At 65.4% G+C, this 16,315-nt stretch carries 18 protein-coding genes, 1 pseudogene and 2 riboswitches; of the genes and pseudogenes, 15 read left to right on the top strand and 4 right to left on the bottom strand.

The annotated features are described in order from the left end of the window. The first annotated feature begins 104 nt into the window (after positions 1 to 104). From AC25Y4_RS01105 to AC25Y4_RS01130, 6 genes are all read left to right on the top strand, one after another. Positions 105 to 593 (top strand): helix-turn-helix transcriptional regulator, encoded by a 489-nt coding sequence (locus AC25Y4_RS01105; RefSeq protein ID WP_488118528.1) that lies wholly within the window; start codon positions 105 to 107, stop codon positions 591 to 593. Positions 594 to 603: 10 nt separating this feature from the next. After that, positions 604 to 1,005, top strand: a complete 402-nt coding sequence (locus AC25Y4_RS01110) for a VOC family protein (RefSeq protein ID WP_488118529.1) — start codon at positions 604 to 606, stop codon at positions 1,003 to 1,005. A 75-nt stretch (positions 1,006 to 1,080) separates the two neighbouring features. Further along, positions 1,081 to 1,677, top strand: a complete 597-nt coding sequence (locus AC25Y4_RS01115; RefSeq protein ID WP_488118530.1) for a helix-turn-helix domain-containing protein — start codon at positions 1,081 to 1,083, stop codon at positions 1,675 to 1,677. Positions 1,678 to 1,684: 7 nt separating this feature from the next. Beyond that, a complete protein-coding gene (locus AC25Y4_RS01120) occupies positions 1,685 to 2,947 on the top strand; it encodes an MFS transporter (RefSeq protein WP_488118531.1) in 1,263 nt (420 codons plus the stop codon). Between the two features lie 54 nt (positions 2,948 to 3,001). After that, on the top strand, positions 3,002 to 3,508 hold the full coding sequence (locus AC25Y4_RS01125; RefSeq protein ID WP_488118532.1) for a GNAT family N-acetyltransferase: 507 nt from the start codon (positions 3,002 to 3,004) through the stop codon (positions 3,506 to 3,508). Between the two features lie 43 nt (positions 3,509 to 3,551). After that, positions 3,552 to 4,112: a hypothetical protein gene (locus AC25Y4_RS01130; protein WP_488118533.1), complete on the top strand. Its 561-nt coding sequence runs from the start codon at positions 3,552 to 3,554 to the stop codon at positions 4,110 to 4,112. Here AC25Y4_RS01130 and AC25Y4_RS01135 read toward each other — a convergent pair. Together AC25Y4_RS01135 and AC25Y4_RS01140 are read right to left on the bottom strand one after the other, a co-directional pair. Beyond that, positions 4,061 to 4,831, bottom strand: coding sequence for a DUF2071 domain-containing protein (locus AC25Y4_RS01135; RefSeq protein WP_488118534.1), 771 nt, complete (start codon positions 4,829 to 4,831; stop codon positions 4,061 to 4,063). The genes AC25Y4_RS01130 and AC25Y4_RS01135 overlap by 52 nt on opposite strands. Then, positions 4,828 to 5,160, bottom strand: a complete 333-nt coding sequence (locus AC25Y4_RS01140; protein WP_488118535.1) for a metalloregulator ArsR/SmtB family transcription factor — start codon at positions 5,158 to 5,160, stop codon at positions 4,828 to 4,830. Before AC25Y4_RS01140 ends, AC25Y4_RS01135 begins: the two co-directional genes overlap by 4 nt. 133 nt (positions 5,161 to 5,293) lie before the next feature. On the opposite strand from AC25Y4_RS01140, the pseudogene AC25Y4_RS01145 reads away from it, so the two are divergent. Beyond that, positions 5,294 to 5,776 (top strand): annotated as a pseudogene (locus tag AC25Y4_RS01145) (DJ-1/PfpI family protein); the annotation flags it as partial. A gap of 198 nt (positions 5,777 to 5,974) precedes the next feature. Continuing rightward, positions 5,975 to 6,421 (top strand): RidA family protein, encoded by a 447-nt coding sequence (locus tag AC25Y4_RS01150; RefSeq protein ID WP_488119502.1) that lies wholly within the window; start codon positions 5,975 to 5,977, stop codon positions 6,419 to 6,421. A gap of 43 nt (positions 6,422 to 6,464) precedes the next feature. Here the strand turns inward: AC25Y4_RS01150 and AC25Y4_RS01155 are convergent, their stop codons facing one another. Continuing rightward, positions 6,465 to 8,204: an HNH endonuclease signature motif containing protein gene (locus tag AC25Y4_RS01155; RefSeq protein ID WP_488118536.1), complete on the bottom strand. Its 1,740-nt coding sequence runs from the start codon at positions 8,202 to 8,204 to the stop codon at positions 6,465 to 6,467. A 258-nt stretch (positions 8,205 to 8,462) separates the two neighbouring features. Here AC25Y4_RS01155 and abc-f point away from each other — a divergent pair, with 258 nt between their 5' ends. Then, positions 8,463 to 10,181, top strand: coding sequence for a ribosomal protection-like ABC-F family protein (abc-f, locus tag AC25Y4_RS01160; RefSeq protein WP_488118537.1), 1,719 nt, complete (start codon positions 8,463 to 8,465; stop codon positions 10,179 to 10,181). A gap of 136 nt (positions 10,182 to 10,317) precedes the next feature. Here abc-f and AC25Y4_RS01165 read toward each other — a convergent pair whose 3' ends face one another. Beyond that, positions 10,318 to 10,665, bottom strand: a complete 348-nt coding sequence (locus AC25Y4_RS01165) for a LysR family transcriptional regulator (protein WP_488118538.1) — start codon at positions 10,663 to 10,665, stop codon at positions 10,318 to 10,320. 104 nt (positions 10,666 to 10,769) lie between these two features. Between AC25Y4_RS01165 and AC25Y4_RS01170 the strand changes: the two genes are divergently transcribed. From AC25Y4_RS01170 to gcvH, 6 genes are all read left to right on the top strand, one after another. Continuing rightward, positions 10,770 to 11,120, top strand: a complete 351-nt coding sequence (locus AC25Y4_RS01170; RefSeq protein ID WP_488118539.1) for a metallopeptidase family protein — start codon at positions 10,770 to 10,772, stop codon at positions 11,118 to 11,120. A gap of 84 nt (positions 11,121 to 11,204) precedes the next feature. Next, positions 11,205 to 12,614 (top strand): sensor histidine kinase, encoded by a 1,410-nt coding sequence (locus AC25Y4_RS01175; protein WP_488118540.1) that lies wholly within the window; start codon positions 11,205 to 11,207, stop codon positions 12,612 to 12,614. Then, the gene (locus AC25Y4_RS01180; RefSeq protein WP_488118541.1) at positions 12,611 to 13,252 is read left to right on the top strand and encodes a response regulator; all 642 of its coding nucleotides are present in this window, start codon (positions 12,611 to 12,613) and stop codon (positions 13,250 to 13,252) included. Before AC25Y4_RS01175 ends, AC25Y4_RS01180 begins: the two co-directional genes overlap by 4 nt. Before the next feature lie 144 nt (positions 13,253 to 13,396). Then, the gene (locus tag AC25Y4_RS01185; protein ID WP_488118542.1) at positions 13,397 to 14,272 is read left to right on the top strand and encodes a hypothetical protein; all 876 of its coding nucleotides are present in this window, start codon (positions 13,397 to 13,399) and stop codon (positions 14,270 to 14,272) included. 182 nt (positions 14,273 to 14,454) lie between these two features. Continuing rightward, a riboswitch (glycine riboswitch) is annotated at positions 14,455 to 14,552 on the top strand. Then, a riboswitch (glycine riboswitch) is annotated at positions 14,553 to 14,660 on the top strand. Between the two features lie 65 nt (positions 14,661 to 14,725). Further along, positions 14,726 to 15,889: a glycine cleavage system aminomethyltransferase GcvT gene (gene gcvT / locus AC25Y4_RS01190; protein ID WP_488118543.1), complete on the top strand. Its 1,164-nt coding sequence runs from the start codon at positions 14,726 to 14,728 to the stop codon at positions 15,887 to 15,889. A 45-nt stretch (positions 15,890 to 15,934) separates the two neighbouring features. Next, positions 15,935 to 16,312 (top strand): glycine cleavage system protein GcvH, encoded by a 378-nt coding sequence (gene gcvH, locus AC25Y4_RS01195; protein WP_488118544.1) that lies wholly within the window; start codon positions 15,935 to 15,937, stop codon positions 16,310 to 16,312. The last annotated feature ends 3 nt before the right edge of the window (positions 16,313 to 16,315 follow it).

Here is a 16,315-nt window from a genome sequence, read left to right on the forward strand (position 1 = left end):
AAGAGTCAGGTTACGGGAGCGGGCCTCAACTTCTGAAACCATTAACGAAGTGTTTTGCAAAGTGTCTACGAGACATGAAAATTCCTCCGGTGTAGCCTCGAATTATGACGCCTGAGAAGCTGGCGAATCTGGTGCAGTTGCGCCGGGCGCGAGACCTGATCGATCGTGAGTATGCGCGTCCGCTCGACGTGCCGACCATGGCCAGGCGCGCGCTCATGTCGCCAGCGCATTTCTCGCGGCAGTTCAAGGCCGCCTACGGCGAAACGCCGTACAGCTACCTCATGACGCGTCGGATCGAGCGGGCCATGCAGCTGCTTCGGGCGGGAATGAGTGTGACGGATGCCTGCATGGCGGTCGGCAGCACATCCCTCGGTTCGTTCAGCTCACGGTTCTCCGAGCTCGTGGGGGAGTCGCCGAGCGCGTACAGCCTGCGTGAGCACAGCGCAGTGGAAGCGATGCCCGCCTGTGTTGCGAAGACGCACACGAGGCCGGCGAGGGCGGCACGGCCAGCAGAGTCGGCACCGGCAGCAGAGTCGGCACCGGTCGGCGAATCGAGCAGGATTCGAGAAGCCACAGGGACCGCGGCTGCCTAGCGTTGGTGCTATGACAATCGCACTCCAGTACTCACACATCACCGTCAATGACACAGACGAATCGCTGCCGTTCTATCGCGACGCTCTCGGGCTCGAGGTTCGGAACGACGTTGCGTCTGGTGGGTTTCGATGGGTCACGCTCGGCAGCCCAACCCAGCCGGGTGTGGAGATCGTGCTCTCCGAACCGCACGCCGGTCGGTCGCAGGCCGACGGCGATGCCCTGCAGGAACTCCTGACCAAGGGATCGCTGCCGAACATCGTGTTCCGCACCGATGATCTCGACGCTACGTTCGAGCGCATCCGCTCAAGTGGCGCAGAGGTGCTGCAGGAACCCATCGATCAGCCGTGGGGTCCACGGGACTCTGCGTTCCGCGATCCGTCGGGGAATATGGTTCGGATCCTGCAGGCATAACCGACCGTCAAGCTTCGTGCATATTTCTTGTGCATAGATATTGTGCATAGTCGCGGCGCCTGACACTATGGTGCCGTGACGGATGACGATCAGGCCTATGTAGGGATGCGACTCGACGAGCGAGCGGTGCGTGTTCTCGCGCATCCGCTGCGGTCGAGGATCTTGAGCGAGCTGCGCCTGCATGGTCCGGCAACGGCGACCATGCTTGCCGCAGCCCTCAGCACGAACACCGGGGCGACGAGCTACCACCTTCGCTCGCTGGAATCCGTCGGACTCGTGGCTGATACGGGAGAGGGCGTCGGCAAGCGACGCGAATGGCGTGCGGCGACGGACTACCACTCCTGGACGACCTCTGACTTTGCTGGCGATGAGGACGCGCAAACGGCTCTCGGGTGGCTGCGACGTGACTACGTGCGGCAGTTCGCGGCGCGTGCAGAGCACTGGCTCGATGTCGAGAGCGAGTGGCCGGCGGAGTGGGTGGACCACGTTGGGCTGAGCGACAGCCTCGTGGTGGTCACCCCTGAGCAGGCGAAGTCTCTGGCGGCTGACCTCGATGCCGTCCTGAACCGCTACCGAGGCGCCGGCAACGATGACCCGCGCGCGAAGCGGCTGCTCGTTGTGACTCACCTGAGTCCCGCCGAGCCTGACGAACTGCCGCAGCCAGGCGAGTGAGTCGGCGGTGATAACGCAACTGTCCGTCAGGGAAGCCGAGCATCGACTGCTGCTCCTGACGCTGACGCGCTGGCTTCCGGTCGGGATGGTTTTCGGGCTGACCGTGCTGTTGCCGCTGGAGCGAGGGTTGACCCTGGTGCAGGTGGGGTTACTGCTGTCAGTGCAGGGATTCGTTGTGCTTGGACTCGAGCTGCCGACCGGCGGACTGGGCGATGCGAGGGGCCGGCGGCCAGTGCTCATCGCATCCGGGGTGCTGGCGGTGGTGTCCACGGCATTGTTCCTCGCCGCTGACTCGTTCTGGTTGTTCGCTGTGGCAATCGTTCTGCAGGGCGTCTTCCGTGCGCTGGACTCCGGCAGCCTCGAGGCCTGGTTCGTCGATGTCGCCGAAGCCGTGGATGCGACTGCGCCGATCAGCCGCGCGCTGAGTCGCGCTACGGCGCTGCTCGGTGTCGGGATCGCGGTCGGCGCCGTTATGGGTGGAGGTCTGGTGGCGTGGCATCCGTTTCAGGGGATGTCGGCCCTCGCGCTGCCGTTCATCGTGGCCACCGCGCTGTTCGTCGTTCATACGGTTCTGCTCGCTGCGCTCGTGAAGGAGCCGCGGCGCATGCGTGCTGCGGGGCGGACCAGCGGCTTCGGGCTTGGCGCGCTCCGTGATGTTCCTGGCGTCGTCCGGGCTGGGGTGAAGCTGGTGCGGGACTCGCCCGTACTGCGCTGTCTCGTGCTCGTTGAAGTGTTCTGGAGCGTCGCGATGGTTGCGTTCGAGACGCTGGCGCCGGTGAAGCTGGCAGATGTTCTGGGGAGCGAGCAGTCGGCTGGCGTGATTTTCGGACCGGTCTCGGCCGTGGCCTGGGGGCTGTTTGCGGCCGGGTCTGTGCTCGCCGGCTTCGCCAGTCGGACGATCGGTGTGGCGTGGGCGGCGATCCTGGCTCGAATCTTCAACGGGCTGTTCGTGGTCGCGATGGGAATCGCCGGCGGGGTGGTCGGCCTGGTCGCAGGCTACTGGCTCGCGTACGTGACGCATGGCGCAGCTGGCCCGATGCACAACACGTTGCTGCATCGGCAGGCGACATCCGCTAATCGAGGCACCGTTCTCTCGATCAACTCCATGGTGGGCGGAGGCGCGTATAGTCTCGGATTGCTCGCCTTGACCGGGCTGGCCGACGCGACAACTGCCGGTATCGCCGTCATCGTTGCCGGCGCGTTCAGCATCATCGGCGCCGCTCTCTACCTTCCCGCCCTGCGACAGGAGCGGGAGACGCGCGCCTCCTGAACGTCTGCCCGTCAGACCCTCCTGGCATGAATTGCGTACCACTAGAGTCGAGCGATGGGGACCTCACACTTCGAAATTCGAGCGACGACCGAAGACGACTGGCAGAACGTCAGGGCGCTTCGGCTTGAGATGATCGCTGACACGCCGCACGCCTATGCCGAAACGCTGGCGGACGCGCTTGGTCACGATGAGGCAGAGTGGCGGATGCGGGGTCGTCGGGGAACGGATGGCCGAGGCACCGCGCTCGCGGCAATCGACGAATCGGGTCGCTGGATCGGCGCTATGGGCGGCTACTCAACGGCGGTGACGGGCCCGATGCTGGTCGGCGTCTACGTCACTCCGGAGTTTCGCGGGCGGCACGCCGGCGTGACGGATGCTCTCCTCGCCGGCATCGAGGACTGGGCGCGAACGGAAAGCGATCGGCTGACCCTGCATGTGCACGAAGACAATGTGCGGGCCCGTACCGCGTATGAGCACAGGGGCTTCGTGGCGACCGGAGCGGTGATTCCGTACGTGCTGGATGCCACGCAGAGCGAGCTGGAAATGATCAAGCCGCTCTAGCGCTGCGCCTGAGACGACGCCTGCACATGGACGACACCTGCACATGAATAACGCTGCTGAGCCCCCTGGCGACGGCGGCCAAAGCGACGAGCAGTTGGCAGCCGGCATCCGCCAGAGCCTGGATCAGGCTGTCGACGCGCTGACCCGTGCCGGCGCACGCGATGAATGGCATGCCACCTTTGTCGCGCCGCGCAAGGTGTTGTTGTTCACCAAGGCTGCGGCGTTGGTGCCGAACGGTCGCGTCTGGCGCCTCGGTGTCTTTCTGCTTGGTCATGACGGCGCCCTGTTTGCAACGGGCGCAACGACCAGGGCGGTGGAGCCGGGCCGGGCCGGCTACCAGTCGAACTCGGCCGAGGAGCGTCGCGGCTATCGCGCGGCCGCGATGAGGGGACCGTTCGGGAAGGGAGAGACGGTCAACTTCGACACCGCAGAGATCGTGGTGGATGCCGACCACCTTCGTTCCTCGACGGGCCCGCTGTTTCTCGCGGACGGCCGCGCACTGGTGCGCTGGAACAGCGCGGCAGACGACTCGACGGCCATCGACTTTGACAGCTATCTCTCCGAACGCGTGAGCTTCCTGCTCGACCCGCCCGGCGGCGCCTGAGCGGGAGCCGCTGCTGACGCAGCCTCTGGGGCCCGCCACTCGACAGGCACGTTCCGCATCACCAGAACGCTGTCGAGTGCTGCTGACCCAGCAGGCAATGCGGAGAAGAACGTGGAATCGACGGTGACGGGGCGGCCGGCCTCCACGCGCCACTGTGTCGTCGCCAGTTGAAGCCCCTCGAGCGTGCGCCCGTCGCGGGACGGAGACCAACCGACGGCGCCATTCTGGAAGAAGGCTGAGGCATCCGCCAGGGTGTCAAAGAGTGAACTTGACCACCTGTCGGTGATCTCAACATCGGCCAGGACGCTCGTCTGGGCGGCGGTCATGGCGACCTGCACTCGGTTGTCTGTTTCGGAGCCGGTGAACCGCGCGTGCCTGTGCACGCCGGGAAAGAGTCGGCCGCCGGCGGCAACAGGCAGCCAGGATGCGCTGTGGCGCTCTGGGATGTAGACGCCGGCGTGGGTGCCGGATTCGTCGTCCCATTCGACGGCGATGCGATGCGCCGCGTTCTCGGCGCGCCACCCGATTTCGGGGCGGACCCATGTTGGGCGTACGGCACCTAGTCGGATCAGGCAGATTCCAGCAACAGCGCTTCCGTCGACGAGTTGCGGACGAAGCGAATCGGGCAGGAGCGACTGGGCGACGCTCGGATCGACGCGATAGTTGACGAGCAACCGGCGCTCGATCGTGGCGGCAAGTTGGGGCGTGGGAACTCTCATGCGTGGGACTCGCTCTCTGCCTGGGGTGCGTTCTTACGGATGCCGCGCAGCACTATTTGTTCCGGGCAGACGGTGGAGAGGAAGTCGCCGACCGACAGGGCAAGTCGGTCGCCGACGAGGGAGTACAGGATGCGGTTCGAGTCGCGACGCTCTGTCACCAGGCCGGCAGCCCTGAGCACGCCGAGGTGTCGGGAGATGGTGGGACCAGAACTGGGAAAGCGAGCCGCAATCTCGCCAGCGGCCATCTCGCCGTCCTTCAGATCCTGCAGGATCTGCCGCCGGGTGGGGTGGGCCAGCGCGGTGAATACGTCCGTCGAGGTGTCCTGCATATTAGCAATTTAGCACTAGTGCTAAATTGCGCAAGAGGCAATTGTCATGGGGCTTCGGGGGTAGGTCGGTGAGCCAGCAGCGAAGGGGCTCAAGATCGTCGTGCCTTCCGCGCGGCCCCGCTAGGCTCTGGCCATGGTTGCCACACCACTCCGAATTGTCTGTCTGCTCTTTCCGAACGTGACCCAACTCGACCTGACGGGTCCTGCCCAGGTGTTGGCGCGCATCCCGAATGCCGAGGTGCATCTCGTCTGGCACGATCTCGCCCCGGTCGCGACCGACTGCGGCTGGAGCATCGTGCCGACCACAACATTTGATGATGCGCCTCAAGCCGATGTGCTGTTCGTGCCGGGGGGAGACGGCGCATTCGAGTGCTTCGACGATGCCGTTGTACTCGACTTCCTGCGGCGGCAGGCAGCAGGTGCCCAGTGGGTCACCTCGGTTTGTACCGGTTCGTTTGCTCTTGCCGCGGCGGGACTTCTGACGGGCAAGCGGGCGACGAGTCATTGGGCATCGCTGTCGATGCTGAGCGAATTCGGCGCGATTCCGGTGCGGGAACGAGTCGTCGTAGACGGCAACCTCATGACCGGGGCTGGGGTCACATCCGGCATTGATTTTGCGTTCACGCTCGCCGGGCTCATCGCAGGCGAGGAGGAAGCACGGCGCATTCAACTCGCGCTCGAGTATGACCCTGCGCCCCCTTTCAACGCCGGATCTCCTGACGACGCAGACCAGTCCGTTGTCGACTCCTTCAGGGCAGCGGTTGCCAAGAAGCGGATGCCGCGTGTGGCAGCTGCGGTCGCCCGCCTCAACCAGATCAGTGGGCGCGAGACGTCGGCTGCACCGAAAAGAACGGATGACAGCGTGGTGACCCTCATCCGCTCGGCGCTGTTATCCGATCGGGCCGAGTATGCGTATGCGGCGACCGCGCCCGCGGATGCGCGAATTGTTTATCTTGCCGGTGCTTGTCCTCTGGGCAGTGATGGCAGCACCGCCGGTGTAGGTGACTATGCGGCGCAGGCACGAAAGGCCGTGGAGAACATGCTTATTGCGCTGGATGCGGCGGGCGCCGGAATCGACGATGTCATCAGCACCCGGGTGCTTGTCGCGTCTTCTCATCAGTCCGATCTGGGAACCGCCTGGAACGTGGTTCGTGCGGCGTTTGGCGACCATGACGTGCCGAGCACTCTGCTGGGTGTGACGGTTTTGGGTTACGACGATCAGCTCGTTGAGATTGAGTGTGTCGCGGTCGTCAGGGACTGAGCTGGAGCATTCGCGCTAGTCCAGAACGCTGATGCGGCGCGGGTCAGAACGGTGGCGGGTCGTTCTCGTCCGGCTGTTGGATAACGGAAACGGTTCCAGCGGATGGTTGGGGCTGCGGCGGTTGTGGCTGCGATGGCGGTGGTTGCCACGATGACTCGTGGCGGCCGTCGATGGGCAGAGTCATCCCCACATCGCGATTGTCAGGCCTGGTGGTGTGCAGTGTGCCGGTCGGGGATCGCCATTCCAGGACTCCGCCGGCGTTTTGGGTGACGGTCCAAGTGGTGGCGTGTTTCATGCGGTGGCAGCGTTTGCACAGGCAGGCGAGGTTTTGGGGTGTGCTGAGTCCGGCTGGCCATTCTTTGGTGTGGTCAGCCTCGGTGTGGGTGGAGGGCCTGTCGCAGCCGGGACTGCGGCAGGTTCCGTCGCGAATTTGCAGCCAGGTACGGAGGTCTTTACCGATCTTGTACTTGTGTTGATTCATCGACAGGTATTCACCGGTGTCCGGATCGGTGAGTACCCGGAGGAATGACGGCGCCCGCAGGGTGAGTTCTCTGGCGGTGTCTGGATCGATGGGGCCGTAGCCCTGCAGGAAGCCGGGTTCGTCGCTGTGGCCGAGGAGCGTCATGGCGGGAACGGTGACGATGACGGTGGGGCGGATGCCCCAGTTCGGCGCGCCCTTCCTGTGGCGCAGTGTCATGCGACCGGTGGGAAGCGGTGCCGCGGCACCGGCATTCTTCCCGGTGCGCGTGGACTTGCCGGTGCGCGTGGACTTGCCGGTGCGTGCGGACTTACCCGTGCGCCTCGAGCGTTCCTCCCACGGCACGATTTCCATGTCGTCGAGCACGACGCCCTCGAGTAGCAGGGCGGCTGCCACGTCGGCGCGGAGTTGGGTGAGGGTGCGGGTTTCACCGTCGCCTTGTTCGGCGGCGGCCAGGTCGGTGAGACGGTCGAAGATGCCCTTCGCTTTCGGGGTGGGTAGGTAGGCGTGCAGCCAGGCCATCCCGTCGAGGTCGGGCTCGAACACGATGCGCCGCGTGGACCGGGCGTCGACGGTGCGGGTCACGATGGATTCCGGGTGCAGGCGTTCCCTGGCCTGGATGACTTTCTTTCGGAATATGTGCACGGGCATGTGGGGTGCCAGGGGCAGTACGGCGAGTTCGAAGGCGGCTCTGGCCGAGGCGGGCAGGGTGCCGACCTGGTTGATGATCACCGCGGCATGCCTATAGGAGATGGTCGTGCTTTCCAATGCGGCGAGTGTGGCCGGCAGGTCGTTGACGAGGGTCTGGCTTTCGGAGATGAGTTTCCCGGCGGCAATCTGTGACACATTCTCTTGCGCGGCGACGAGCGAGGTGAACACGGTGGCGATCCAGCTGTTGCGTTCTCCGTCTGACATCTTCGGGTTTTTGAGGACGAAATCGTCGGAGAGCTCTGACCAGGCGCGGGCGATCTCCACGTGTCGGGCACGCCGCGCGAGGAGCAACGTGATTTCGGCGTTGTCCTGCGCGACGTCGTCAAGGTAAAGCTGGGTGCGATCGGCGTAGCCGGGCGGGAGCTCCTCGGCGGACGTCGGCAGCGTCGGGTAGAGATGGCCGTGCAGGAATTCCGGGTCGTCGTATCCGTCGGCGGCGAAGGCTGCGAGCACGTCGGCGTCGGTCATGCCCTCAAGCGGGGTGCCGTGCGAGTAGTGCAGCGACGCACGTTCGGCGAGGGTGAACCGTGAGAGATCGACCTCAAGATCGACGTCGCTGTCGGTCTCGGTGGTGATGAACGGTGCCTGGTTCATAGGTCTAAGTCAACACCCGACCACTGACATTCTTACCGGGGCGACCCATGCCCTGCACGGGCTCGATGTTGGCCGGTCCGGAGACGGTCCGGAGACGGTTTCGAGACTGGTTTCGAGACGACGGCTCCTTCGTCGCTGTCTCGTCAACCAGCGGGTTGCTTGTTTGCTGCTGTCTCCCTCGCGTCATGCGCACCCGCGACTATGCCTGGGCGTTTGAGGCGGTGCCGCATCGCCTCGCGCCGTCGCTAACCTTGATGGATGACCGCAACACTCGTAGCCCAGGGCCTCGCCGGCGGCTACGCCCACCGCACACTGTTCGAATCGCTCGATCTCACCGTCGCCCCCGGTGACGTGGTTGGGGTGGTCGGCGTCAACGGCGCCGGCAAGTCGACCCTGCTGAAGATCCTCGCGGGTGTCGAGCAGCCGCAGGCTGGCACGGTCACACTCTCACCAACGGATGCCTTCGTCGGCTGGCTTCCCCAGGAACACGAGCGCGTTCCCGGTGAGACCATCGCGGGCTATCTCGCCCGCCGCACCGGCTGCGCAGAGGCGACCCGCGAGATGGACGAGGCTGCTGCCGCACTCGGCGACCCGAATCCGGCGCCGCGGCCAGACGGTCTCGACACAGCGGATGCCTACTCCCTCGCCCTCGACCGCTGGCTCGCGAGCGGGGCGGCCGACCTCGATGAACGGCTCCCCATCGTGCTGGCCGAGCTCGGGCTGCGCCTGGACGCGAGCGCAGCCGACAGCGCAACAATCGCAAGCGGTGCAACCAGCACTTCCGGGCTCTCCGAAGACACCCTGATGACGTCGCTCTCTGGGGGACAGGCCGCCAGGGTGGGGCTGGCCGCGCTGCTGCTGTCCCGCTTCGACATCGTGTTGCTCGACGAGCCGACCAACGACCTCGACCTCGATGGCCTCGACAGGCTGGAGTCGTTCGTGCAGGGACTTCGCGGCGGAGTGGTGCTGGTCAGCCACGACCGCGAATTCCTGGCGCGCTGCGTCACCCGCGTGCTTGAGCTCGACCTCGCCCAGGGCGCCAACCGGGTCTTCGGCGGCGGTTACGACGCGTACCTCGAAGAACGCGAAACGGCGAGGCGCCACAAGCGTGAGAAGTACGACGAGTTCGCCGACAAGAAGGCAGACCTGGTCGGTCGTGCACGCACCCAGCGCGAATGGTCGAGCCAGGGTGTGCGAAACGCCATGAAGAAGGCGCCGGACAACGACAAGATCAGGCGCAAGGCATCCGCTGAGTCAAGCGAGAAGCAGGCGCAGAAGGTGCGCCAGATGGAAAGCCGCATCGCCAGGCTCGATGAGGTGGAGGAACCGCGCAAGGAATGGCAGCTCGAGTTCACCATCGGCTCAGCTCCGCGCTCGAGCACCGTGGTGTCGACGCTCAGCAATGCGGAGTTCCGGCAGGGTGATTTCACGCTCGGGCCCGTCTCGCTGCAGGTGAACGCTGGAGAGCGCATCGGGATCACGGGGCCGAACGGTGCAGGAAAGTCCACGCTGCTGCGCGCACTGCTCGACAGGCAGGCGCCAGACAGCGGCACCGCGAGCCTCGGCACCAGCGTGCGCATCGGCGAGATCGACCAGGCCAGGTCGCTGCTCGCCGGTGAGCGCCCGCTCGCGCTGAGCTTCGAGGAACTCGTGCCAGACCTGGCCAGCGGAGAGGTGCGCACGCTGCTGGCCAAGTTCGGGCTGAAGGCCGACCACGTGAACCGTCCGGTCGATGAGCTCTCGCCGGGCGAGCGAACCCGCGCCGGCCTCGCGCTGCTGCAGGCGCGCGGCATCAACCTGCTCGTACTCGACGAGCCCACCAACCACCTCGACCTGGCCGCCATCGAGCAGCTGGAGCAGGCGCTCGAGTCCTACGAGGGCACCCTGCTGCTCGTGACACACGACAGACGGATGCTCGAAAACGTGCACACAGACCGGCACTGGCGGGTGGAGGCCGGGCAGGTCACCGAGCTGTAGGCGCCCTGACCCGCCGTCATCCGCTGCCATTCGCCGTGCGTTCAAGCGGAGTAATTGCGAAACGCCGTGTGAACGTGGCGTTTTCAGTCGGCGAGTTGCAAAATCTCCGCTTGGAGGGGAGCGCTTGGAGGGGAGGTTAGCGGCCCTGACGCTTCTTGAACGGCTTCGGCTGGCCCTTGACCGCCGGGGTGCGGCCCTTGCCCTTTGACGCCTTGGCCTTGCCACCTGCCGGGACCTTCGGCGGCTTGACCGGCTCCGGCGCCGAAGCGATCTCTTGCTTCGCCTCCGCGAGGAAGAGCGAGCCGACCTTGGTCAGCTTCGTGCCCTCGGCCGTACGCGTGAAGAGCGGATGCCCGACCTCGGTCTCGAGCTTCTCAATCGATGAGTACAGCGAGGCAAGCGGAATGTTCAGTCTGTCTGCGGCCCTTGGAAAGTGCAGCTCCTCGGCGACGGCGACGAATTGCCGCAGCAGGGTGATGTTCACGAGGGAGCCTTTCGTTCGACCCGCGCAGTTCGCGGCCCGCTTCTAGGTTACGCGTCCGCACCGCGTCCGCTGCACCCCACAGAACACAGTGGCAGGATGACCCCATGGTCGAGATATCGGATGAAGACTTCGAGAACCTGGTTGGTGATGTCTTCGACTCGCTGCCTGATGACATGGTGGGCGATCTCCAGAACGTGGGGATCGTGGTGGCCAACCAGCCGCCGGGGGAGCGGCCGCGTCTGTTCGGACTGTACGTCGGGCATCCGCTGACGACACGGGGCATGTACGGGTTCGGCGAGCTGCCAGACCGCATCACCCTGTACAAGAACAACATGCAGGAGCACTGCAATACCCTCGATGAGCTGCGTGCCCGCGTGCGGATCACCCTCGTGCACGAGATCGGTCACTACTACGGCCTCGACGACGCACGGCTGCACGAGCTCGGCTGGGCATAGCCGCCGCAGTGAGGAGTGAGATGGGGTTTCGCGGAGTTCACGGCGGTCCGCAGCGCTAGGCTCTCCAATCGCGAGGGGAGCGATGTGAACGATGTCGGTGTGACGGAAGTGGGCGCCAGGCCCGATTGGGTGGTGTTGACCGAGGCGCGCACGGCCCACGGCGCCCGGCCAGGGCCTCCATGGCGGGTCTTCGTCGAAGTCGGCATCATCTCTGTCCTCGTGATCATCGCGGTCGCTGTTGCGGCGGTGTTCGCTGCGAGCCGCCTCGCAGAGGACGAAGCCGTCCGCGAAGCCTCACGCACAACCACTGTGCTGGCCGATGGAATAGTCCAGCCGGTCCTGACCGACGGACTGCTCACCGGTGATCCCGCGGCCATTGCCACACTCGACAGCGCCATCAGGAACTCTGTTTTCAGTGACTCCGACCTCAGCGAGTCGGTCGTGCGGGTCAAGCTGTGGGATGCGACAGGTCGCGTGCTGTACTCCGACGAGCCTCGGCTCATCGGATCAACCTTCGCACTCGGGGATGAAGACCGTGAGGCACTTGAATCCAGCAGAACGGATGCGGAGGTCTCCGACGTGCAGGCCCCAGAGAACCGCTACGAGGCCGACTCCGGCAAGTTGCTTGAGGTCTACCGCGCGGTCGAGACGCCATCAGGTGAAGCCCTGCTGTTCGAGGTCTACTTTCGGTACGACACGGTCACCGCGCGTGGCTGGGATCTCTGGCGGAACTTCGCGGTCGTGACGACCGCGAGCATCCTGCTGCTTCTCGCACTGCTGATTCCTGTGCTGGTGCGGCTGCTGAGGGTTCTCCGTGCCTCACAGGCGCACCGCGAGGCACTCCTTCAGCACGCACTCGACGCATCAGGGGACGAACGCCGTCGCATTGCCGGCGCCCTGCACGACGGTGTCGTTCAGGAACTGGCCGCCACCTCATATTCGATCGCCGGCTCGGCCCTGCGAGCGTCACAGCTGGGCGACTCCGCCCTGTCGGCCGACCTGCACCTCGCGGAGTCGACCGTGCGCGGAAGTATCGGCGGCCTCCGGTCGCTACTCGTGGACATCTACCCGCCGAGCCTCGCCGCCGATGGTCTCCCTGCGGCTCTCGATGACCTCGCCGCGAGCATCCGTGCCAGGGGCATCGTTGTGGTTGTCGACCTCGATGATTACCTCGACAGCGGAAAGCCGCTGGGTACCGAGCACGAGCGACTCATCTTCCGGGTCGCACAGGAGTGCCTCCGCAACGCCGCGAAGCACTCCGCGGCAACGCGGGTCTTCCTGCGCCTCACCCGCTCAGGCGGCGACGGCGTTGCGTTGGTCATCGAGGATGATGGCACGGGTTTCGACGCCGCGGCGAAGCTCGCACGCCCAGAGGACGGTCATTTTGGATTGCGAGTGCTCGCCGACGCGGTAGCGGATGCCGGTGGCCGGCTGGAGCTTCGCACCGCACCGGGTCACGGCACGACGTGGCGGCTGACGGTGGCATCGACATGACGTCAGTGCTGATTGTCGACGACCACCCGCTGGTTCGGGCGGGGCTCGGCGTTCTCATCGGCGCGACCACGGACTTGAGCGTGGTCGCGGAGGCCTCTGGCGGCGCACAGGCGGTGGAGCTGGCCGTTGAACACCATCCAGACGTGGTGCTGATGGATCTCTCCATGCCGCTCATGGACGGAGTCGAGGCAACCCGCAGACTCCTCGCTGCACGGCCGGGAACGCCGGTCGTGATTCTCACCAGCTTCCAGGACCGTGATCACGTCGAAGACGCCCTGCGCGCCGGCGCCATCGGTTACCAGCTGAAAGACGGAGAGCCCGCCATGCTGTTGGCCGCAATCCGCTCAGCTGCTCGGGGGGAGGCTCCGTTCGACCCGCGAGCGGCCCTGGCGTTGCTGCCCGCTCCGGCGCTGACCCAACGAGAGATCGTGAGCACACGGGAAGAGCAAGTGCTCCGGCTGATCACCCGCGGGCTGTCGAACAAGCAGATTGGCGTGGAGCTCGGAATCGCAGAGCGCACGGTCAAGGTGCATGTCGGTCACCTGTTCCGCCGCATCGGGGTAGGTGATCGCACGAGCGCGGCGATGTGGGCGAGGGACAACCTGCCCGATAAGCGCTCGGCGGGAGACTCCGCTTAGCCAGCACGCGATGGTACTAGTCCCATGGTCTGATTGCCGGCGATCCAGGTGTCGCTGAGAGTGGAAGTGGGCACTCACCGGGTGCCCGTCCAGAGCTGCTCACCTCAGCTCGTCCCCGCGCATCCCACCCAGGAGGACCTCGTTATGTCCCGCACGCGTTCACAATTCAGCATCGGACGGGCGAGCATTCTCATCGCCGCCGTCGCAATCACTGGCTCGCTCGCCATCGCCGCTCCGGCATCCGCCTCAGGTAAAACCTCAACGGGCGGTGACTTCGGCGTGACTGTCAACGGCCAGTCATACAACCCCGCCGTGGGGAAGTCGGTCGACCTCAAAGACCTCGTGGCCAGCGGCACGATTGCTGTGCGCGGCCGCCACGTGGGCTTTGATATCAATCCGTCGACGTTGGGCGTCTACAACTACACGCTCACCGGTGCCCCTGACGCGCAGCGCATGGTCACCGCGCCCACCGTGATCTTCGCGTCGAAGGTGCCGACGTTGACTCCCGCACAGCTCTCCGGCGCGAGGATCGCCGAGCTCGAGATCAAGGACGACACGCTCACGGTGAAGTTCACCACCTCGCAGGGCAAGTTCAAGATCCAGGCGAAGGACGGTGCGCAGGGCGGTATCTTCCAGATGGAGACTGAATTCGCCGGACCGGTCGAGTTCACCCACACCCTCGGCGCCGGCCTGTTCTACTTCGTGAACAGCTTTACCGGGAAGATCAACTTCGGCTCTGGCGTCGACGCAGTGACCACGGCGCAAGACCCGGCGAACGCCCATCAGATGCTGCTCGGCAAGGACAGCCCGCAGGTGGCGACGAAAACCTTGCAGACCGGCACCGTCACCAAGTGGGTCGTGCAGCCCGGTGGTCGGCTGGGCGGCGTGCTCGGTGAGGACGCGATCGAGCTCTCACAGGGTGCAGTGAACTGCACCAGCCAGTGCCAGGCGCAGAATCAGATCCGTGGTTCGGTCGAGGTGCCACCGAACCCGGTCGACCCCACGCCGATCGGACGCTGACCCGCAGTATCCGGCCACAGCGAGAATCGCCGACCTGTCACACAGGTCGGCGATTCTGGGTGACAGGTCTGCATACACGACGAGTTTCGGGTCGCGGGCTGCCGAGCCGCTAGGCTGTGATCGCACAGGGTTTTCGCGCACTCAGAGAACCGGTTGCACCCATAACTGAACAACTGGCCATCATGGTCGATGCGGGAGAATTCGACGTCGCAAGACGAGCGAACACCGAAGGAGCAATCCTCCCCGACAATCTCTCAGGTACGCGTACCGCATCGAATTGGCCACTCTGAAAAGTAGTTGCGGCACCAACGCGACTCGCCCACGGTGAAAGTCACGCCCCAGCAATGGGTGTGGCGAAGCTCTCAGGCCTGACGACAGAGGGGGAGTTCCCACCGGGTTCAATCGAACCCGCGACTCTCGCCATCCTCGCGGCTGGTGACGACCGGAGAACTCATGACCTCTGCATCAGAAAACCAGACCGACGAGCGGCTCTCGCCCCTGCACGACGCTCACGTCGCCGCCGGCGCCAGCTTCACTGACTTCGCCGGCTGGCAGATGCCGGTGCGCTACACCAGCGACCTCGCAGAGCACCACGCCGTGCGCAGCAATGCCGGCCTGTTCGACCTGTCGCACATGGCAGAGATCCTGGTCGACGGCCCCGACGCCCCAGCCTTCCTCGACTACGCGCTCGCCGGAAAGATCTCGGCCACCGTGTACGGCCAGGCGAAGTACAGCCTGCTCCTGAACGAGGCCGGCGGCATCATCGACGACCTCGTCGTCTACCGCCTCGGCGACACCACCTTCCTCATCGTCGCCAACGCCGGTAACCGTTTCCCCGCCGCTGAAGCGCTCAGCGCCCGTGCAGACGGCTTCGACGTGACCGTCACCGACCAGAGCGACGACATCGCCCTCATCGCCGTGCAGGGTCCCGCCGCCCGCGCCATCCTCGAGGCAACGGCAGGCATCGCCGATCTCGGCATCCCGCTCGACGAACTCAAGTACTACTGGTCAACGGATGCCACCTTCGCCGGCCTCCCACTCCTGGTCGCCCGCACCGGCTACACCGGCGAAGACGGCTTCGAGCTCTATATCCAAGCGGATGCCGCCCGCGCCCTCTGGGACGCCATCGTCGTCGCCGGCGCAGATCACAACCTGGTCCCAGCAGGACTTGCCAGCCGCGACACGCTGCGCCTGGAGGCCGGAATGCCGCTGTACGGCCACGAACTCGGCCTGGACACCTTCCCCGCCCAGGCAGGACTCGGCCGCGTCGTCGCTCTGGCCAAGGAGAACGACTTCGTCGGGCGTGCCGCCAGCGAAGCCGGTCCTGCTGCGGACGCCCGCGTGCTGGTCGGCCTGGTCTCAGAGGGCAAGCGCGCCGGCCGCGCCGACTACCCGGTGTTCGCATCGGCAGACGCAGCAGCCGACGCAGCGGCATCCGCTGAGCCGGTGGGCATCGTCACCAGCGGCGCCCTCTCACCGACCCTCGGACACCCGGTCATGATGGCCTACGTCAGCCCTGACCTGGCCGACGTCGGCACCGAGCTGTTCGTCGACGTGCGCGGAACGCGCATCCCGGCATCCGTCACAAAGCTCCCGTTCTACAAGCGCCAGAAGTAACTCGCTCACTCCCCGCCAGCACACCCCACTACCTCAGAGGACACCATGACTGACACGACAGCACTCCAGTACACCGCAGAGCACGAGTGGCTCCGCATTGGTGCAGAGGCGAAGACCGCGACCGTCGGCATCACCGCCTACGCCGCTGACAAGCTCGGAGACGTCGTCTTCGTCGAGCTGCCGGCCGTCGGATCCAGCGTTGCCAACGGCACCGTCGTCGGCGAGATCGAATCGACGAAGTCGGTCGGCGAACTCTTCGCACCGGTCAACGGCACCGTCGTCGAGATCAACGACGCCGTCGTGGCCAGCCCGGAGCTCGTCAACAGCGACCCGTTCGGCGAAGGCTGGCTCATCAAGGTCAGCTTCACCGAGCTGCCGACGCTGCTGAGCTTCGACGAGTACTCAGCCCTCGTCGGCGAGTAGCGC

It is taken from the genome of Leifsonia sp. Y878 (genome assembly GCF_057669685.1).

Coding starts and splice junctions, on each gene's coding strand:
- AC25Y4_RS01135 (WP_488118534.1), bottom strand. CDS start 4,831: ATGAGAGTTCCCACGCCCCAACTTGCCGCCACGATCGAGCGCCGGTTG.
- abc-f (WP_488118537.1), top strand. CDS start 8,463: ATGACCGCAACACTCGTAGCCCAGGGCCTCGCCGGCGGCTACGCCCAC.
- AC25Y4_RS01140 (WP_488118535.1), bottom strand. CDS start 5,160: ATGCAGGACACCTCGACGGACGTATTCACCGCGCTGGCCCACCCCACC.
- gcvH (WP_488118544.1), top strand. CDS start 15,935: ATGACTGACACGACAGCACTCCAGTACACCGCAGAGCACGAGTGGCTC.
- AC25Y4_RS01155 (WP_488118536.1), bottom strand. CDS start 8,204: ATGAACCAGGCACCGTTCATCACCACCGAGACCGACAGCGACGTCGAT.
- AC25Y4_RS01180 (WP_488118541.1), top strand. CDS start 12,611: ATGACGTCAGTGCTGATTGTCGACGACCACCCGCTGGTTCGGGCGGGG.
- AC25Y4_RS01170 (WP_488118539.1), top strand. CDS start 10,770: ATGGTCGAGATATCGGATGAAGACTTCGAGAACCTGGTTGGTGATGTC.
- AC25Y4_RS01110 (WP_488118529.1), top strand. CDS start 604: ATGACAATCGCACTCCAGTACTCACACATCACCGTCAATGACACAGAC.
- AC25Y4_RS01105 (WP_488118528.1), top strand. CDS start 105: ATGACGCCTGAGAAGCTGGCGAATCTGGTGCAGTTGCGCCGGGCGCGA.
- AC25Y4_RS01185 (WP_488118542.1), top strand. CDS start 13,397: ATGTCCCGCACGCGTTCACAATTCAGCATCGGACGGGCGAGCATTCTC.
- AC25Y4_RS01125 (WP_488118532.1), top strand. CDS start 3,002: ATGGGGACCTCACACTTCGAAATTCGAGCGACGACCGAAGACGACTGG.
- gcvT (WP_488118543.1), top strand. CDS start 14,726: ATGACCTCTGCATCAGAAAACCAGACCGACGAGCGGCTCTCGCCCCTG.
- AC25Y4_RS01130 (WP_488118533.1), top strand. CDS start 3,552: ATGAATAACGCTGCTGAGCCCCCTGGCGACGGCGGCCAAAGCGACGAG.